Raw genomic sequence first — 18,798 nt, 5'->3', positions numbered from 1 at the left:
TTATTGTCTTCCTCTGTTGTAGTGGAATGGGGCTGCAAAAACTTGATCCCCAATTTCAACACCTAAAATCTGTCGTGCCTTAGCTGGCAGAATAACTTCACCATCACGAATGTCCACGGCACACATCGTGGCCCTGAATTCTTCACCCATGGTGGCGATTAAATACTGTTCTTTAAAAGTGGAGTCCTTGCCATCAGCGACCATCAAATGACGGCCCATCTTGATTGGCAGGATATCCGCCGTCTGCGCACCGTAATGAGGCCCGCCATCAAAGGGGTCCACTTCATCAAGGTAGTTAAACCCGATGCTTTCCAAAAGATGTTGCGCGGGCTTGGTGGCCTCGCCCACACGACCTAATACCAACCGTGCTTTGGAATCCAAAAGCGCCAGATAGATGTCTTCTTGCGGGAACAGGCTTTCAATAAATTCTTTGTGCGACTGACTTAAGGCATCCGCTTCCTGATATGGCAGCCCCGTGAATCTGCGACCCAGGGCCTCCCAGAATTCAGAGCGACCTTCATCAGTCAACGGCGGCGTCAGTTCACAAAGAACTCTTTCCTCGAACTTCTCGGGATAAATCGCCATGTACAGGAAACGGGTTAAGCTGATTTGCTTACCCAGCTTTTCAGGGCGACGGCGGTAGGCGCGATCGACAAGAAGTCCTCCGATTTCAGTTGGACCATCAAAATCCAGCTGGAAGCGCAATACTTGATGAATGAATCCAATTCCCAAATCTTGGGAAAAGTGATCGCGTTTGATAATTTTAAAATAACTATGGGGAACTTCGTCGTTACCATGTTTGGCAAGGATCAATGAGCTGCCCACGATCTGTTTTTCTTCCAGATCCTCGACTACAAAAAGATATTCGGCTTTGGATTTTTCCAGTTTATCGGCGAAAGACTGTTCACTGCGATCAATCTTTTCACTTAGAACTTTCTTATCTCCTGGCAAATTTAACAGATTGAACTGCTTTGCCAAATCAACCAACTGGTTCAAATCGTCGTGCCGAACAGGTCTTATCAGAAAACTCATAAGCAAAACCTTTCGATGACTTTCTTATAAAATTCAATGGCCTTATGTAAATCCTCAATGGCCACATGTTCTTGAGGTGTGTGCACATTGCCTTCGCGTTTGCCCGGGCCAAAACATGCACACTCAATTCCAATTCTGGAAAATATACTGGCTTCGTTCGTCGAAGGCTGAGTCGCCGGCTCTGCTTTTAAGCCCAAGCCACGCAATTCATCCAGACATCCCTTCACCAAAATGGAGTTCACTTCCGTGCGGAATGGTTTTTTATAATCATTCACACTGAAAACAGCGCCATTTTTTTCACACAGATTACGAATCTGCTCCATCCAACGTTCATAGATTTCCTGAGTGATAATTGGCGGCAAGCGACAGCTGCCGGACAATTGCACGTCATTTTCGTTGGTGCGAACCAGACCAATATTCAATGTCGGAGTGCTTGGGTAAAAATCCTCATCGCGATGCTTTAGGAAGTCACTCTCGACTTCCTTCAGTCCGCGATAGATATTTGCAAGCTTGGCGGCAATCGGATTCTTAACGGTTGAAAGCATGTCGATCTCCAGGAACGCATGACTTGGAACCGTGTTAAAGTTAATACCGCCGTCGATCTCCATAATGTTAACCGTATCTGGAAGCATCGTTAAATACTCCAGCATCTTCGTGATAGCGCTTTCACCCAAATGAGGCATCGAAGAGTGAGCCGCTTTGCCACGAAACAACTTGGACTGCGTGGATGTACTCTCCCGCAGATTGTGTTCATCCCGGTAACGAATCTCTTCATCTGAAAACGGCACGCGGATCTCGACAGTGGCAAAACCTTTTGCGGCGTTTACCAACTGCAAATCGCTCGGTTCACCAATCAAAGCCATCTTCGCAGAAATTTTATTCTTACGAATAAGCTTTAGCGCCCCTTGCATTCCGGTTTCTTCACCAAATGTTCCCACCAAAACTGGCGGCAGACGCCATGCTCGATTTTTGCCAAACGAAGCAATCGCCTCAAGTTTGCACAAAAAATCCAGCTTCACGTCGGCAGCTCCCAAGCCAAAAATTTTTCCATCGATGATGTGGGCATCATAGGGATTGCTCCCCGTCTCCGTCCAAAGTGCAAAAGGCCCCGGGTCTGCAGTATCCAGATGAGTTTGAAATAAAAACTCTGAGCCCGGTCGCTCATCAACCGGACGAGCGATAATATTCACCTGCTCAAGATCACCCACGACCTCAATCTGCTCCTCAACCACAAGACCTTTTTGACGGCAAAATGCCGCCGCCCACCGTGCAAGCTCTTTATTGCCATGCGCCGGTGTGCTGTCGATTGCGATTAACTGACGGCAAGACTCGATGAAATCCAACTACACTCCTTCAAGAAGTGTTTTTTCAATTACATTCAAGGCGATATCGATGTCCTGATCCTGGATGATTGCCGGGATCAAGAAGCGCGCTCGCACTGGATCCTTGCCGCAAGGGAAAGCAATCACACCATTCGCATAAAGTTTATTAAGGAATGAGTTTACGCTTTCTTTTTTGCCATCGTGCGGAGTGAATGCCACCATCAGGCCCATACCACCTGCATCGGTCGCAATGCCTTTGCAAGTTGTATCGTTCATTTTGTTGATGCCATCGATGAAGCGTTTATGGATCTGTTGAATACGACCTTGAGGTCCAAGGAATCCTTCAGAAAGCATGTTCAACATTTCCACACCAGCCGCCAAACAAGGTGAAGCGCCGGAGAATGTTCCTGCGATCAAACCTGGTTTTGGATTGTATTCTTCAGTGTAAAGAGTCGCGCCAATTTGCGCAGTTTTTGCGATTGTGCAGATGTCGATGTACTGACCCAAGCCCAATGTTTCAAATGCAAAGTACTCACCCGTACGAGTGAACGTCTGAACTTCGTCCGCCCAAACTGCGATGTTTTTGGATTTACAGAAGTCCAAAAGCGGCACAAAGAATTCACGAGGAGCCGCTTGGTAACCGCCCTCACCCAACATCGGCTCAAAACCGAACGCAGAGATGTTGCCTTCATGTTTGGCTACATGCTCTTTAATTGCTGCCAATGCTTTTTCACCGGACTTTGGATCACGCTTGTCATAGAACGGCACGCGCAGTACTTCGTGATACTCTGGCAAACCTTGTTTGTAAGCCGTGTTGTCAGTAACTTCCGCCATCATCGTGGAACGACCGGCAAAAGCATCTTTGAACGACATCACGAAACGTGCCGGAGAATTTTTTTGACGAGAAAGCTTCAACGCATTTTCATTCGCCATAGTTCCACAAGTGGCAATCCACGCGTATTTCAAGCGTGAATTTTTTGAAGCTATTTGCACAAGCTTTTCAGAGAACAGGCGATATTCGTTGTTCGGTTGCAAGTTGCCTTGATTGATAATGTCTGACAAAGAACCGCGAACAGCCGCTGCCATCACCCGTGGATTCGCATGACCCATCAAATGAATACCGATACCGTTGATCAAATCCAATTTGATGCTGCCGTCTTCAAGTTCAACGTAAGGACCACGTCCCGCACCGGAACCCATGTACTGATAGTGCAAAGGTCGACCACGCAACAAACCAGTTTGTTCGATTTTTTGTTTTCCAGAATCTTTGAATGCATCTTGAGGAGCGCGAATGCCTTCAAGGGAAGAATTTAATTTAGTGACTTCGCCGACAAGATCTTTGATCAAAGAATTTACTTTATCGGATTGTTGAATCTGATGGCCTACAAGAGAGCTCATAATACCTTTCGCGGAGATATAAAATCCTTCATCTCCATGTTATTTGAAATGCCCGTCCAGTTTACTCTTCGCTCTGGACTAAGACAAGACACCCGGCTAAACTTCGAGACTATGACAACGCGATTCATTGTGTTCTTTTTTACTCTTGTTTTGCCCATCATTGCTTGGACTCAAAGCGCCGATTTCACCGCTTTATTCAACCAAGGCACTCAGCATTACACGGCTAAGGAATACGAAAAATCACGTGACGCATTCGCCAAAGCGCTTGAGTTGGATCCCCATAACGCAACAACACTCACAAACTTGGCTTTAGCCCAGTTTCAACTGGGCAATAGACCGCTTGCAGTGGGTCTATTTCGTAAAGCACTCACAAATGACCCCGAACTGACGCAGGCTCGCACTGGACTAAAGTTTGCCTTAACACAAATGGACGTCAGGGACATTCCACATCAAATCGAAACCTACGAAACCGTTCGCAAAAAGTTACTGGCCCCGGTTCCAACAACGGCCTACTTAATTACAACAGCCCTCTTCATGTTTGCGGCCGGTTGGATTCTAGTTGGATTCTTTGGACAACGTCGCCGTGCCATTGCCGAAGAAAAATCACTTCCAGGCTTTCCGGTCATCGGCAGCATTCTTAGCTTGGGATTTCTGATTTCTCTGACACTTTTAAGTCTTAAAATCTACGACCAAACTATACTTCGTGCGACGATCATCAGCGAAAAAGTATCGCTGCAAGCGGCACCTGGAGAAAACCAAGCGGCCTTGTTGGATTTGTATGGTGGCATGGAAGTTATCGTCCAAAACGAGAACGCGGAGTGGTCGCAAGTCACTTTTCCGGGATCGATTACCGGTTGGGTGAAAAAATCTGCCATTCTTCAGACCAATTGACTCTGATAGCGGTGCGCCATGAGCCCCTTCATTGACAGTGGGTTCTGGACCAAAATATGATATCCGCATGCTAAAAACGCTCCGAGTCATGACACTTATTTGCGCAACAGGACTGTTAATGTCCGGTTGCTCCTCAATGGAACGAAACTCTGACACTCCAGAGGGTGCATTCGCAATTGCTGAAGAGTTCGATAAAAGCGAACGCTATGAAGAAGCAATTCGTCGTTACACTGAAGTGAAGAATAAATTCCCGTACAGCAATTACGCCACAAAGGCTGAGCTTGCCGTCGCTGATGTTTACTACAAACAGGAGTCTTACGCTGAAGCACAGGTTGCATATCAGATGTTCAAGGAACTTCATCCCACAGTTCCAAACTCTGACTATGTTCAGTACCGCTTGGGCATGAGCTACTTCAACCAGTTGCCGTCGACGATTGATCGCGATTTATCTTTGGCTAACGATACCATCCTCAATCTTACTGATTTGATTAGGAAATATCCGAACTCGGAGTACGTAAAAGAGGCCTCCGAGAAGCGCTCTGCAACGATCAAAATGCTTGCGGAAAAAGAAGACTACATCGGGAATTTTTATTTTATCCGCGAAATCTATGGCAGCGCCTTGAAACGCTATGAGGGTTTGTATGCAAACTACAAAAACCTTGGCTTGGATGCACGTGCACTTTCCCGCATTGTTATTTCCGCTAAAAAGATTGGCGACGAACCGAAAGCCAAAAAATACATGGCAATTCTTTCCAGCGACTTCCCTGGCAGCAGTGAATTGAAGCAGGCTGAAAAGGAGATGAAGTGATTCACTCTCTTCAAGACGACATGATTTCTGAAGCCCGTGGATATTTCATCAACGGGAACTACAAAATGGCTGAGCCTATTTTGAATCAAATGCTTCTGCAAAACACTCGTAATCCCGAGGTTTATCAGATGCTTGCGACAATTGCTTACGACAAGGGTCAGTTCAGCAAAGCAATTAAAACCTTCAAACGTGCGTTGGAAATTGATCCAACTTACACGGATGCGAGTGTGGGATTGTCCATTATCCTGAATGACCTGGGAAAATACGATGAAGGCAAACAGGTCTTCTTGGATGCCCAATCGCAATTGGACAAGAAATCCGGCAAACAAGATCCATTTGTTGATGAAAAACTGGCTTCCAAGCACGAAGAACTGGCGGATTTGTATTATCAATACAAGCGCTACAATGAGGCTTTGGAGCAACTTCTGAAAGCTCAAAAGCTTTCCAGCCGTAAAGCTGAAATCACTTTGCGTGTTGCCGAAGTAAACGTGCAACTAAATCAAACAGAACGCGCCATCAAGGATTTGAAATCCCTGATCCGCGAATACCCACACCTTATTCCAGCTCGCCTAAAGCTTGGGGCGATCTACTACAACTCAAACAATATTGCTGAAGCCACGGAACAGTGGGAGAATATCCTCATTCGGGATCCACAACATCCTGAAGCTCTTCGTTATCTGAAGATGGCGCAAGCAGCAGGCATTACATCAATTGATTTGTAGAATCAGAGGCGCAAATGGCACTACTTAAAGAACAAATGGTTCCTTTCCTTACTCAAGACGAAATCGCAGAATTGATTTCTGATCTGGCAAAACAGATTGAAAGCGATTACGAAGGGAAAGAAGTCATTTTCATCTGCCCTTTGCGCGGATCCATGCACTTCACTGCAGACTTGATGAGAAAAGTGGACCTTACTCAGCAGGTTGATTTCGTATACGTACAAGCGGTTGAGCGCGGTGGCGCAATTAAAATTGTTAAAGACATTTCAGTTAATATCGCTGGCAAACATGTTTTGATCGTGGAAGAAATCATCGATACGGGACGCACATTGAGCTTCCTAAGAAGCCGCTTGTTCGCATCCGCTCCGGCATCCCTGAAAATCGTAACTTTGTTGGATAAACCAGCCCGCCGTGAGCTGCCAATCAGAGCAGACTACATCGGTAAAACTATTGATGATCGTTATGTGGTTGGATACGGAATGGATTCAGAGGAAGTTGGAAGAAACTATCCTGATATCTATACGATGAAAAACTAGTCAGTATTAAATTACGATACGACGACGTTAACGACGAAAAAGATAACGACACAGAATACGTACAAAATGACCATTTGTTTTTGCATGACTGACCTCTAAAGTTGAATTTAGGGGTCTTTAGGACCTTGGTCAACATCTCCTCAATCAAATTTTCCGGACTTCTTAGAACTGGACCTAAGTTCCAATGTTAAATTTCCGACAAATTGGTTCGGAGGACATAATGTCTAAGGTCTCTTTAAAAAGCCGCTTTCTGTTTATCACAGGACTGCTTACTCTGATTTGCTTACTGACCAATGCGTTTTCACTCTATGAATTGAAGACACAAAACACTGTCACATCCGAAGTTGCAGAAACCTGGTTGCCGATTGTCGGTAAAACCGCCGACATCAACATCAACGTGGTTAACTATCGCAAGCTCGAATTCAATCTTCTGGCCACGCAAAGCACGGATGAACGCAAAGTCATCATCGATGAGATGGATTCCCTTATGGGCAATATCATCATTTATTCGAAAGTACTTGATCCTCTTTTGACCTCGGAAGATTTAAGAAAGTCCTATGATTCATTTTTGCAAAACTGGGATGGCTACCAAGCCGAAAGCGACAAGTTCAAAGCGGCTCTGGATAAGGAAGACACCGCACTGGCAGAAAAAATACTTCAAGACAGTTCTGCAAAATTTTACGATGCTTCCTACCAGTCTTTGAAATCGCTGACTGATGCGAGCTACCTGGTGGGCGTTGAAAAATCGGAGAATGCTGCCAAGCTTTTCAAAATCACCTTTTTTTCCATTCTGGGAGTGACCCTATTCTTTGTCCTTGTTGGTTTAGTAACCAGTATTCTGAATATCCGCTCAGTACAGAAATCCCTAAAGACCGTTGCAGAGGGGCTGGATTCAAGCGCCCACGTTGTTGGCTCAAGAACCGAAGGTCTTGCAAAATCAAGTGAATCGATTTCCAGCAATACGACAAGTACCGCAGCCTCTCTGGAGGAGATCGTCGCCACGATGGAAGATTTAAGTCTGACCGTGCGAAAGAACTCCAATAGCTCCACTGAAGCGGCACAGATTTCCAAAGAAGGACAAACTGCCGTCACACATGGCCAGACGAAAATTCAATCGTTGATCACCGTCATGGCTGAAATCTCGACAAACACCAAAAAGATCACTGAGATCCTAGATATGATTGATGACATTGCCTTTCAAACAAATCTGTTGGCACTGAACGCAGCGGTTGAAGCAGCTCGCGCCGGCGAGCAAGGCAAAGGATTTGCGGTGGTTGCTGATGCCGTTCGCGCCTTGGCTCAAAAAAGTTCAGAAGCAGCCAAGGATATTTCAACCTTGATCAACGAGGCAAATGCCAAAAGTCAAACGGGTGTTTCGCTGGCTGCTGACAGTGAAAAATCCCTGAAAGCCATTGTTGATAATACGAACCACGTGTTTCAATTAATTCAGGAAGTTGCACAGGGATCACAAGAGCAGTCCCACAGCATTGATCAGGTCAAGCAAGCTTTGACTTCGATTGATGAAAGCCTTCAGGGTGTGGCTTCCTCAATGGGCAATGTAACAAGTGCCTCCGAGGAAATGCAATCACAAGCAGGTGAACTGAGCTCAATGATGGTTCAATTGCATGCCTTGGTTGGCGGTAAAATTAAAAATGAAAGTTCAAACTCCACAGACGATACAGAGTCGTCTGCGGCATAACAGGAGACCACGAGAATGAAGACAGCATTGATGATGACAGTTGTGACTTTAATGATGGCTCAATCCGCATTCGCAGGTGAGTGCGCAATTACGGTGGACCGTACACCATGTCCAGGCAAAGAGGTCGAGGCTAGAAAACCTTATAACGGAAAGAATCCGACCGAAGAGTCTAAAAAACTGGACTCCGCTGAGCTTTGCGAAAAATGGGCAGAGAAGAGCTCAAAAATCGTTCGCAAAGGCACTTTGGCTGAAAAGAAGGTCACTTTGAAGTTCGATGGCAAAGATTTAGGCAAGACTTTCTCAGATAAGGCCGAGTGTAAATAAATTATACGACAGAATTCAATTAAACGAGGGGTCCACGCCCCTCGTTTTCCCGTTTTGAGACACTACTAAATCCACAATCTGTAGTGAATTCCCTTAAGACAATCCCCAAATGAGCCGATATGAAACCATAAGGGGGAACATCAATGCAAAAGTTTAAGAACTTTTCCAAGAATCTTTTAAAGAACAAACAAGGTCAGGGTGCGACAGAGTACATCCTCTTGCTAGTGGTAGTTGTAGGTTTGGTCATGATCTTCAAGAAAGATATCCAATCCACAGTGACTGATAAAATTTCAGAACTACGCGGATCTATTGGTGGAATCACTTCCGAATAGTTTCGTTTAGCTAGCACGGAGATCGCATGACGATTGAGTATGTCCTGCTGATGATTGCAATTCTGGGTATCGGGCTGAAAGCATTTATTTCAGCTCCGTCCGAGGCGTTTCGTGGATCAGGTCCACGATTGGCTGCTCGCGTGGAAAAGCAATTGGACACAGGACAAGGCTTCAAGCCGAAAGGCGCCCGTAATGAGTGGAGTGCAATGCAATGAAACGCTCATTGGTTGCGAATAACAAAGGACAGCTGGTCATCGAAGCCGTTTTGCTAATGGTGGTGATGGTTGGAATTTTTGTCGCAAGCATGAACGCACTTCGTGGTTCAAATTTTTTGGCGAATATGATTTCCGGTCCATGGGACAGAGTCGCTGGCATGATGGAAAGTGGTGTGTGGAAGCCTGCAAAGGACGCCCGTCAAATGCACCCTAACCAAAAAAACCGCGGCATCTCCATCGACCCGGATAAGTAGATTGAGGAGACCATGAGAACATTCTCGAGTCCTCACATGATCATCAATAATTCACAGGGCATGATCTCTGTGGATTTCATATTTTCATTGATCCTGTGCGCAGGTCTTTGCATGGTCATGTTCGCTTTGACGTTTACACTATCCATGGCTGAAATCGCCCAATACATCACCTTCTCGACTTCGCGCGCTTACGTCGCAGGTCACATTGACCCGGACAAACAAAATGAAATGGGTCAGAACAAATTCAAAAGCCTGACAAGCAATGGCACTTTGGCTCCATTGTTTACAACGACTGATGCCGGCTGGTTTAAACTTTCAAATCTTGAATTGCGTGGTGGCGGTGCCAGCGGTCAGGACTTTTCCAAAGACTATCCATACGATGATGATCGTGTTCCACTTACGGGAGCTCGCCTGACTTTCAGCGCCCGAGTTCTTGCTCTTAGAATTGCATTCCTGGGTCGCACCACAACAGATGGTGAATCTCCGAAAGCAAATCTAACTGCATTTTTAATCCGCGAACCAACCCAGCAGGAATGCTGGGATCTGCAAATCAAAAAACGCTACGAAGCCATCGTGGACCTGGATTCAAGGTATGGTGTTCTGGCGGATCGCTACCGGAACAAGTATGTCCCGATGGAGGATAACGGATGTTAAAGTCCAAAAAATCCTTCGTTAGCAATGAAAAAGGCTCAGCGATGATCGAGGTAATCCCGGTCATCTTTGTCATTGTTACGTTCATCACTTTCTCATTGGGATTCTTTGGTGCGATTCATTCCGGCATCCTGAATTCCATCGCGGCAAGAAACTATGCGTTTGAAACATTTAGACATCGCTCAAACTTAAGTTACTTCCGTAGCAACGGTGATCTGGGCAACGCCCAGCTTAGTTATCACAAAATGTCCTTAAGACTTCATGGAATCAACTCAGAGGATGCTCCAAAAAGTGGACAACCGGAGTGGTTCGCTTCAACCCGCCCGATCAACATCAATTTGTTGTCGAGCCAAAAAGAGGTTGAAATGTCAGGCACCAGGAATGAACACAATCAACAGGTGCCCTTTATTAAAGAAGAAGAACGAAACGAAAAAGTCGGCGTGAACCCCATTTGGATTAAATCCCAATATGGAATTTGTCTGAATGCAGCTTGTGGAGCTTAGGAGAAGATATGGGATCAAACGAAACTAGAAATTTATGGCTTTCAATTGGAGCGGGAATCTTCGCCACCTTCCTGCTGTACAGCTATTCCCAGGAAAAGAAAGCTGAGTACGACAAGCGTTTCGGTTCCACTAAACGTGTGGTGGTGGCTAAAGAAGACATCGCAGAAATGCAAACGATCTACGACACCATGGTTGAAACGAAAGACATGCCGGCAGACTTTATTCAGCCGGACACCGTGACAGTTCCTGATGAGATTATCGGGAACGTGGCTGCGGTACCAATTCGCAAGGGCCAAATGGTTGTAAAAAACAATCTACTGACACCGGGTCCGGACACAGGGATTGCGTTGCAGGTCGCTCCAAGCAAGCGCGCCGTGGCACTTCCTGTTGATGAAATCCGTGGCGTGGCAAAACTTATCCGTCCTGGTGATCGCATTGATATCTACAGTGCCGTTGATTCAGGTAAAGGTGTGGCGCAACGTCGTGAAGTGTTCCTATTGATGAGTGACGTACCTGTTCTGGCAACGGGTCTGAGTATTGTGAACAACATTCCGCGTATGTTTGAACTGGATTCATCCGGTAAGAATCTGAACCAGATCGCCCTAACGGGTGACACTAAGTATGCAACGATCACTGTTGAAGCCAGCCCTAAAGAGGCGCAGGACTTGTTCTATATCCTGTCCACGGCTCCAGGAAATTTGTTCTTTGCACTTAGAAATCCAAGCGACCGTACAATCCCTGTTCGCGCACCAAGCTCGACAGCGGATACGGTACTTGGAAAACCTGTGGTATCCCTGGATGCTCCGTCCATGCCGGCGCAACCCATCGTCATGCCACCGCAACAAAGACCGATTATGCAACAACCAATGCAGCAACGAGCACCTCAACCGACGCAACAACGCAGGAACGGGTTTAAGACTTTGTAGTATTGTGACAGTTTTAGGTTCTAGGGGAATTGTAATTTAGGGGGAAACCATGAAACATATGCTGCTTACACTGGGGCTTACATTAAGTCTTTGTGGATTTGTCGCGCACGCAGAGGATGATCTTTCTGCGACGCCGTCAACATCCGGCGAAGACAGCAGTGGTGCGTTTCGGTCGCGCAAGTTCATCAATCTGACTTTGGGAATTGAGCAGGATGAAAAACTTCCGCCACTTCCGGATAATGTCGAGTTCAAAGGTGACTTCCGCCGTGTGGTGACTGCGAACTATTCCAAAGATCTTAACGTCATTCGCTTTGTGCCACGCACAGAGGGTTTTGCGACCATGACGATTCACGATAAACGCAATGGCAAAGTCGTCGCGGAGTATCGTATCGACGTCAAGAAAAGCAAACTTGATAAAATCGTGCGTGAGATGCGCTCCCTATTGGGCGACATCGAGGGCATCAATATTAAAATCGTCAACGACAGAGTCGTAGTCGACGGTCAGATCCTTCTCCCTAAGGATATGGCTCGTATCTATAACGTGGTTTCCCAGTTCGGAAACCAGGCTTCTTCAATTGTGACCTTAAGCCCCTTGGCACAAAAGAAGATTGCTGAGTTCATCGCTCGCGATATCAACAATCCTGAGATCGAAGTCCGTGCAGTAAATGACAAAATCATTCTTCAGGGCTGGGCAAACAGTCAGGAAGAATCAGCTCGTGCAGAAATCATCGCTAAAACCTATCTTCCAGACCGCATTGTGGATGCCGCTGTGGAAAAAGGGGTTATCGTCAGCCGCAAACCGGCGAACGACGGTATCATCAACCTGATTCAAATTAAGGAGTCCGCTCCTAAGCCGCCTCCAAAAATGATTCAGCTTGTGGTTCACTACGTTGAGCTGCAAAAAGACTATTCCAAGAACTTCAAGTTCCAGTTCACTCCAGAGCTTGGTGATAACTCCCAGATGACTTTCCAGACTGGTGGTTCTGCCGCTGGTGGTATCGTCAGCTCTATCACAGGAACAGTTTCAAACTTGTTGCCAAAGCTAAACTGGGCAAAACAACACGGCCAGGCCCGCGTACTTGAAAGTACCAGCCTGATCGTTGAGGACGGTAAAAAAGGTGAAATCAAACAGATCACCAATCAACCGTACACAGTGCTTGGTCAAAATGGCACGACTGGAACAGCCTTTGCGGAGGTTGGTATCGTAACTACGATCACACCGGTATTGATGGGTGAAAAATCCGGCAGCGTGCGCATGGATATGGCCTTTAAGGTTTCGAGCATGATCGGTAGTACTCCTGCCGGTGCTCCAATCACTAGTGCCAATGAGATGACCAGCTCCGTGGTGGTTCGTGACCGTCAAAGTGCGGCGGTGGGTGGTTTGATCCGCAACTCCTCTTCGACTGGTTACAATCGTCCAGCTGGACAGAAGAATCCAATCATCAGCTTGTATGCATCCAAAGAATTCGCAAAACAACAAAGTCAGTTTGTGGTTTTCGTGACTCCGGTAATTAAGACTTCAGCAAGCGCTGGATCAGAACAAATTAAGAAAAAATTCCGTTTGCGCGACTAACGTCGCGTATACGGATTGATCATCCAAGCCGATAAGTTAAGCGGAGGTCCGCATTGGCTATCAATCCGAATTGTAATCTCATCGCTGTTGTTGGTGGTAAGGGAGGCGTAGGTAAAAGCGTCTTTGCTGCTAACTTTGCCTGTGCATTGATGACCGAGCTTCGTACTCAGGTTTTACTTGTCGACGCGGATTCAAAATCCGTCGGCGATCAAAACGTGATTATGGGTCTGAAACCTGTAAAAACACTAAAAGAACTTTCCACTTTCCAAGGATCTCTGAACTCCCAACCGATGAACACATTGGTGACAATGCATGCCTCCGGTTTGGGTTACGTGGGCGCCGTGCGCGGTCCCGAGGAATCTCTTAATATTTCCCCTGATATGCTGGGAAAACTTATGGAGTTCTTCTCCCGTGCCTTCAAGTTTGTCGTGGTTGACGTGGGTAATGACCTGGGTCCCGCGCAAATGGCGATTCTTCAGGAAGCAACAGCCATCATGATCGTGACCACACCAGAGGTTCTGGTTGTGACGCAAACTCAACGTCTGATCAATGAGCTGCTTTCTGCGACTTTCCCCAAAGATATGTTCCAATTGGTGGTGAACAAGGCTTCTCCAACTGGATTGTCGCCTCAGGCGATTTCCAATCAGCTGCAATTGCCTTTCCTGGGAATCATTCCACAGGATGATGCAACGACGATGATGTCCTTGCAAAAATACACACCATTCATTATCAGCTCGCCAAAATCACCACTGACAGCTTCGTACTTTGACTTGTCTCGCAAGCTGACCGGCGGTGTTTTACAAAGACTGAAAACACTGACTCGTCCAAAACCCGCTCCAGCAGCAACTGAAGGTTCAAATACACCGGCGGTCTCTGGTGCAAATGGCATGGACCCGCGCACGATTTTGAAAATCCGTGTGCACAATGAGTTGATCCGTACCGTGGATCTTAAAAAACTTCTTACTGACACCAAACAGGACGAGAACAAAGAAAAAGAAGTTCGCGAAAAAACCAAGCGCGAAATCACAGTAATCGTCGACAAAGAGGCACCAGAACTGGTGCGCGAGGAAAGATCCAAGATCATCAAAGAGGTTTTGGAAGAAGCCCTGGGACTGGGTCCCCTTGAGGATCTGCTGGCGGATCCTGCTGTGACCGAGATCATGGTGAATGGGTTTAAAAGAATCTTTGTCGAAAGAAGCGGTAAGGTTTCTTTAAGTCCGGTGACTTTCACGTCGAACGATCACCTTCGGCGTATTATCGAACGCATCGTAACACCACTGGGTCGTCAGATTAATGATTCCACACCTTACGTGGATGCCCGTCTTAAAGATGGATCGCGTGTTAATGCCGTGATCGAGCCTCTTTCCATCGACGGCCCGGCTTTGACTATTCGTAAATTTAAAAAGGGCGGTATCACGCCTGAGAAATACATTGAGTACGGAAGTATCACCAAAAACATGATCGACTTCCTGCGCCTGTGCGTGGAGAACGGTCTGAACGTGGTGATCTCCGGTGGTACTGGTTCTGGTAAAACATCATTACTTAATATGATGTCTTCCTTTATCCCATCCAATGAGCGTGTGATCACTGTCGAGGACGCGGCCGAGTTGCAATTGCAACAGGAGCACGTTGTCCGCCTTGAGACTCGTCCCGCTTCCATGGAAGGCTCCAACGCCATCCATATTCGCGATCTAATTAAGAATGCCCTGCGTATGCGTCCTGACCGTATCATCGTCGGTGAGTGCCGTGACGGCGCCGCCTTGGATATGTTGCAGGCCATGAATACAGGTCACGATGGCTCCATGACCACGACCCATGCCAACAGTCCCCGTGAGTGCGTCGCACGTTTGGAGACCCTGTGTATGATGTCTGGAATGGAACTTCCAATTCGTGCAATCCGCGAACAAATTGCGGGCGCGGTGAATTTGATTGTGCAGATTTCCCGTCAATCCGATGGTGGTCGTCGTATCTTAAGCATCACTGAAGTTGCAGGCATGCAGGGTGACGTGGTCACTTTGGCAGAAATCTTCCGCTTTAAAGAAACTGGTTACGATAAGAATCGCAAGATTGTCGGAACATTCCAGGCAACTGGTACCATCCCTAGCTTTATCCAAAAACTAAGCGACAAGGGTGTGGTCATTCCACGTGAGATCTTCAGTAACGACCCAGCCGCCGCCAAGGCTCCGGCTGGCACGGCCGCGCCAGGAGCTGCGCCGGGTGCGGGATTGATGCCTAAGATGCCGGGTGGGGTTGTGCCTCCTAAGAAGGTTGGATAACTATGAGTTTCTTGTTTAAGGAATGGATTATGATCCCTGTGTTTGGCATCTGTGTTTTCACAGTTGTCATTCTATGGGCTGATAAAGCCATTGCCTGGCTTCACAAACGCAGCTTAGGCCAGCGTGAGGAAGTTGTTCGCATCATGCGCTTGATGGGCATGGATGCGGACGAAAAGAAAATCACTATTCTGATTTTGTTAATGAGTTTTGGTATTGGTGCTTTGGTGTTCTTGTTATTCTGGCCAAGTGTTTTGGTCGGTGCATTCTTTGGCGCCTCTGTGACTGTGGCTGGCTGGCAACTTCCACTTCTTATTGTTCGCATGCTTTATGAAAAACGCTGTTCAGCGTTTGTCGATCAAATGGTTGATGGCATCACCATCATGGCCAACGGTATTAAAGCTGGCTCCAATCCGCAGGAATCCATGAAGCGTGTCGTGGAAATCATGGGAAATCCTATCAGTCAGGAGTTCTCGCAGGTTTTGTATCAAATGCAAGTTGGTGACAGCTTCGAAAGCGCTTTGAACGATCTTGGAAATCGCATTCCCCGTCCAGACGTACAGATGTTTGTGACGTCCATCAATATACTTAAAGAGACCGGTGGTAATCTGGCTGAAACATTCCAGACTATTGTCTTGGTTATTCGCGAACGCCAGAAGGTGGAGAAAAAAATTCAGGCAATGACGGCGCAAGGTCTTATGCAAGGGATCATCGTCACTCTGATTCCATTCTTTTTGATGGGCGTATTTTTAGTAATTGATCCAACATTCATCAAGCCAATGTTTAACACCACCCTAGGTCTAGTGTTGCTCTTTGCCATGCTGGCCCTGCAAATTATCGGTGGTGTCATCATCAAAAAACTTGTTACCATCAAAGTGTAGTCCGTCAGTTTCAGGGAAGAGGTAGAAATAATGAAGAAGGCACTTATTGCAGTGGCCGTTCTTTTCTCGGCTCAGGCGCATGCCCTTGTCGACATGAAGAATGCCAACTATTCCAATACGTGGATAGACATGGACGTACCAGGCACTGGTTACGATCTTAAAATTGTTAGAACCTATAACAGCCGCTCACTTTTCAACGGAATGTTTGGATTCGGTTGGTGCTCGGATTTCGAAACCAGCATGGAAGTAAATGCTGAGGGAAATATCAAAGTGAAAGAGTGCGGTGGTGGTATGGAAATTACCTACTCACCTCGTGAAGTTTCACGCCAGGATGTTGAAAAAACAATCAGCCAGATCGTGACTAAGATGAAAGCCGAAAAGAAAGTCGGCGTGACTGACACTTATCTGAGTTCCCTGAAAACAGATCTTTTGGAAGACGACAACACTCGCACTGAGCTTGCAAGAAAGTACGGCATTATCGTTCCTGTTAAGGAAGGTACGAAGTTTTTTGCAAACGGTCGCGAAGTGGAGAACTTCACGTTCAATAAAACTTTTTATACAAGAACTCTTCCAGACGGAACAGCACAGCGTTTTAGTCCGCAAGGTCTTCTGACTCATATCTATGATAAGAACGGCAACTTCTTGAAGTTCGATTACGATAAGACTCAAATCACCAAGATCGAGGACAATAACGGTCGTCGTCTGGCGTTCAAGTACTTTCAAAACAAAAAGATTAAGTCCATCACAGGCCCTAACGGTCTGAATGTGGATTATAAGTTCGCAAATCTGGATGACTTGGCTTCAGTTAAGAATGCGTGGAACAAGACTTACACTTACGAATATGACGACCTTCACAACTTAACCAAGGCTTCATGGCCGGATAAAACATCTATCGCGATCAAGTATGACAAGAAGAATGACTGGGTCACTTCTTTCTCGAATCGCGACAAGTGTGTGGAATCCTATAAGTACGAGTTCTCGCAAAACGATCCACAGAATCACTACTGGTCATCAGTTAAAAAAGTTTGTGGCAAAGAAGTTGTCGCAGATGACAAGTACGAGTTCTGGCACAGACAGCGCGCTGATGGGCAGTATTACCTGCAACGTGTGATGACAACTATCAATGGCAATGTCACTGATATCAGCTATCACGAGCTATTCGGCAAGCCGACGGGCATCCGCAGAAACTCTGAGCGTATTTCTTATGAATACTATCCGGATGGTTTGGTAAAAGTTAAGGCTACGCCAGCAACTCGCATGGCTTTCGAATACGATTCGAAAATCAAAAAGGTGACTCAGGTATCCACGACGTTCTTCAACCAAAAAGGTCAGAAGGTCACAGCTAAAGCCACTCAGTTTAAATATGATGGCAAAGGCAATCTGAACTATGCGCAGAACTCAGATGGTCAGAAGATTGCTATGACCTATGATAATCGCGGTCGTATCGCAACGATCACCGATCAGGCCAAGAAAGTGGTTAAGATCGAGTATGAAGAGCGTTACGGAAAACCATCTATTGTGACTCGCCCAGGATTGGGAACTATTCAGGTTTCCTACAAACCAAATGGTGAGATCAACAAGGTGGATAGTAAAGAAGGACCTTCAGTGGCAATGCAAGTGGCCAGCACATTTAATAACTTGCTCGACATTATCGCTCCTGCTACTGCAGAGCTATATCTCTAAGGAGAGCTCGGTATGAAGAAATTTATGTTTCTGGTGGTTTTTGCTCTGATCAGTTTTGTGATTTCCGCTACTTCTATCGTAGCTAATGCAGAGACTACGAATCCAGGCTCCGACCCGGCTGACGAAATGGAAATCGGTAAAAGTTCAACTGCCGCGAGTGTAAGCGCACCTGGTTGTACTAAATGTCAGATGTATCAAAGACATGAGCGTCTGTTGGATAAAACAGCCTTCAATCCTAATGAGAATAAAGGTGAATCTACCAGCTCCGGCTCAGCTAGCGGGAATAAAGGTATTAACGACCGATAGCTGTTAAGTTCCTTAACAGACACAGAACAAAAAATGGCTCCTTACAAAAGGGGCCTTTTTTATTCCCAGATCACAGCCGTTAACCCCTTGAAAACACGTGGTTTGTAAACCTGGCATCCCGGTAAATTGTGGCATACCCACTGCAATACTCCTGTTTGAAGTTATATTTCACTTCAAAGGAGAATACCTATGAAAGCTCTAAAACTAATGATCGCATTCGCTATTGCAGCAACAGCCTCTGTTTCATTTGCATCAGCATGCAATCAACAAGTAAGCGCTAAGATGTTTGATAAAACAGCTAAGCCATACGCAGCTGCTGCTCCTAAGGTTGTACCGACGTCTCAATCAAAAGCAAACGGCGGTCGCGGTTAATCCCTGTTTAAATCCCAAAATTCGTGGGTATCCTTCCCCCGGGACGCTCACGAATTTTAGTTTTCAGGTTGATCAATCCATTGCCAGCAGTGCGCGCAAA

Annotated in this window: 21 protein-coding genes; 18 read left to right on the top strand and 3 right to left on the bottom strand. The window is 46.3% G+C overall.

Annotation, left to right across the window (positions count from 1 at the left end):
* The 3 genes from AAAA73_RS10755 to AAAA73_RS10745 are packed head-to-tail and all read right to left on the bottom strand — an operon-like array spanning position 1 to position 3,752.
* On the bottom strand, positions 1–1,032 hold the full coding sequence (locus AAAA73_RS10755) for an arginine N-succinyltransferase (protein WP_340598306.1): 1,032 nt from the start codon (positions 1,030–1,032) through the stop codon (positions 1–3).
* On the bottom strand, positions 1,029–2,375 hold the full coding sequence (locus AAAA73_RS10750; protein WP_340598305.1) for a M20/M25/M40 family metallo-hydrolase: 1,347 nt from the start codon (positions 2,373–2,375) through the stop codon (positions 1,029–1,031). Before AAAA73_RS10750 ends, AAAA73_RS10755 begins: the two co-directional genes overlap by 4 nt.
* On the bottom strand, positions 2,376–3,752 hold the full coding sequence (locus AAAA73_RS10745; protein WP_340598304.1) for an aminotransferase class III-fold pyridoxal phosphate-dependent enzyme: 1,377 nt from the start codon (positions 3,750–3,752) through the stop codon (positions 2,376–2,378).
* A gap of 111 nt (positions 3,753–3,863) precedes the next feature.
* On the opposite strand from AAAA73_RS10745, the gene AAAA73_RS10740 reads away from it, so the two are divergent.
* The 18 genes from AAAA73_RS10740 (at position 3,864) to AAAA73_RS10655 (ending at position 18,698) form a co-directional block, all read left to right on the top strand.
* Entirely contained in the window at positions 3,864–4,643 is a 780-nt protein-coding gene (locus tag AAAA73_RS10740) for a tetratricopeptide repeat protein (protein ID WP_340598303.1), read from the top strand.
* A 67-nt stretch (positions 4,644–4,710) separates the two neighbouring features.
* Positions 4,711–5,451 carry an outer membrane protein assembly factor BamD gene (locus tag AAAA73_RS10735; RefSeq protein ID WP_340598302.1) on the top strand — a complete coding sequence of 247 codons (741 nt, stop codon included), beginning with the start codon at positions 4,711–4,713 and terminating at the stop codon, positions 5,449–5,451.
* A complete protein-coding gene (locus AAAA73_RS10730) occupies positions 5,448–6,173 on the top strand; it encodes a tetratricopeptide repeat protein (RefSeq protein WP_340598301.1) in 726 nt (241 codons plus the stop codon). The genes AAAA73_RS10735 and AAAA73_RS10730 overlap by 4 nt, the downstream gene beginning before the upstream one ends.
* 14 nt (positions 6,174–6,187) lie before the next feature.
* Positions 6,188–6,706, top strand: coding sequence for a hypoxanthine phosphoribosyltransferase (gene hpt, locus AAAA73_RS10725; protein ID WP_340598300.1), 519 nt, complete (start codon positions 6,188–6,190; stop codon positions 6,704–6,706).
* Between the two features lie 220 nt (positions 6,707–6,926).
* A complete protein-coding gene (locus AAAA73_RS10720) occupies positions 6,927–8,405 on the top strand; it encodes a HAMP domain-containing methyl-accepting chemotaxis protein (RefSeq protein WP_340598299.1) in 1,479 nt (492 codons plus the stop codon).
* A gap of 15 nt (positions 8,406–8,420) precedes the next feature.
* Positions 8,421–8,729, top strand: a complete 309-nt coding sequence (locus AAAA73_RS10715; protein WP_340598298.1) for a hypothetical protein — start codon at positions 8,421–8,423, stop codon at positions 8,727–8,729.
* Between the two features lie 143 nt (positions 8,730–8,872).
* Positions 8,873–9,061 (top strand): Flp1 family type IVb pilin, encoded by a 189-nt coding sequence (locus AAAA73_RS10710; protein ID WP_340598297.1) that lies wholly within the window; start codon positions 8,873–8,875, stop codon positions 9,059–9,061.
* Positions 9,062–9,087: 26 nt separating this feature from the next.
* The gene (locus AAAA73_RS10705) at positions 9,088–9,276 is read left to right on the top strand and encodes a hypothetical protein (RefSeq protein WP_340598296.1); all 189 of its coding nucleotides are present in this window, start codon (positions 9,088–9,090) and stop codon (positions 9,274–9,276) included.
* Positions 9,273–9,530 carry a hypothetical protein gene (locus AAAA73_RS10700; protein ID WP_340598295.1) on the top strand — a complete coding sequence of 86 codons (258 nt, stop codon included), beginning with the start codon at positions 9,273–9,275 and terminating at the stop codon, positions 9,528–9,530. The genes AAAA73_RS10705 and AAAA73_RS10700 overlap by 4 nt, the downstream gene beginning before the upstream one ends.
* A gap of 12 nt (positions 9,531–9,542) precedes the next feature.
* Positions 9,543–10,184 carry a hypothetical protein gene (locus AAAA73_RS10695; RefSeq protein ID WP_340598294.1) on the top strand — a complete coding sequence of 214 codons (642 nt, stop codon included), beginning with the start codon at positions 9,543–9,545 and terminating at the stop codon, positions 10,182–10,184.
* Positions 10,178–10,684 carry a hypothetical protein gene (locus AAAA73_RS10690; protein ID WP_340598293.1) on the top strand — a complete coding sequence of 169 codons (507 nt, stop codon included), beginning with the start codon at positions 10,178–10,180 and terminating at the stop codon, positions 10,682–10,684. Before AAAA73_RS10695 ends, AAAA73_RS10690 begins: the two co-directional genes overlap by 7 nt.
* 8 nt (positions 10,685–10,692) lie before the next feature.
* Entirely contained in the window at positions 10,693–11,610 is a 918-nt protein-coding gene (gene cpaB, locus AAAA73_RS10685) for a Flp pilus assembly protein CpaB (protein WP_340598292.1), read from the top strand.
* 49 nt (positions 11,611–11,659) lie between these two features.
* The gene (locus AAAA73_RS10680; protein WP_340598291.1) at positions 11,660–13,183 is read left to right on the top strand and encodes a BON domain-containing protein; all 1,524 of its coding nucleotides are present in this window, start codon (positions 11,660–11,662) and stop codon (positions 13,181–13,183) included.
* A 53-nt stretch (positions 13,184–13,236) separates the two neighbouring features.
* A complete protein-coding gene (locus AAAA73_RS10675; RefSeq protein ID WP_340598290.1) occupies positions 13,237–15,459 on the top strand; it encodes an ATPase, T2SS/T4P/T4SS family in 2,223 nt (740 codons plus the stop codon).
* A 2-nt stretch (positions 15,460–15,461) separates the two neighbouring features.
* A complete protein-coding gene (locus AAAA73_RS10670) occupies positions 15,462–16,337 on the top strand; it encodes a type II secretion system F family protein (RefSeq protein WP_340598289.1) in 876 nt (291 codons plus the stop codon).
* Positions 16,338–16,367: 30 nt separating this feature from the next.
* Positions 16,368–18,020 carry a DUF6531 domain-containing protein gene (locus AAAA73_RS10665; RefSeq protein WP_340598288.1) on the top strand — a complete coding sequence of 551 codons (1,653 nt, stop codon included), beginning with the start codon at positions 16,368–16,370 and terminating at the stop codon, positions 18,018–18,020.
* A 12-nt stretch (positions 18,021–18,032) separates the two neighbouring features.
* Positions 18,033–18,326 carry a hypothetical protein gene (locus tag AAAA73_RS10660; RefSeq protein WP_340598287.1) on the top strand — a complete coding sequence of 98 codons (294 nt, stop codon included), beginning with the start codon at positions 18,033–18,035 and terminating at the stop codon, positions 18,324–18,326.
* Positions 18,327–18,515: 189 nt separating this feature from the next.
* On the top strand, positions 18,516–18,698 hold the full coding sequence (locus AAAA73_RS10655) for a hypothetical protein (RefSeq protein ID WP_340598286.1): 183 nt from the start codon (positions 18,516–18,518) through the stop codon (positions 18,696–18,698).
* The last annotated feature ends 100 nt before the right edge of the window (positions 18,699–18,798 follow it).

This window comes from Bdellovibrio sp. GT3 (assembly GCF_037996765.1).
Taxonomy (GTDB): domain Bacteria; phylum Bdellovibrionota; class Bdellovibrionia; order Bdellovibrionales; family Bdellovibrionaceae; genus Bdellovibrio.
The sequence above is the reverse complement of the archived record's forward strand: the minus strand, read 5'-3'. Positions and strand labels throughout refer to the sequence as shown.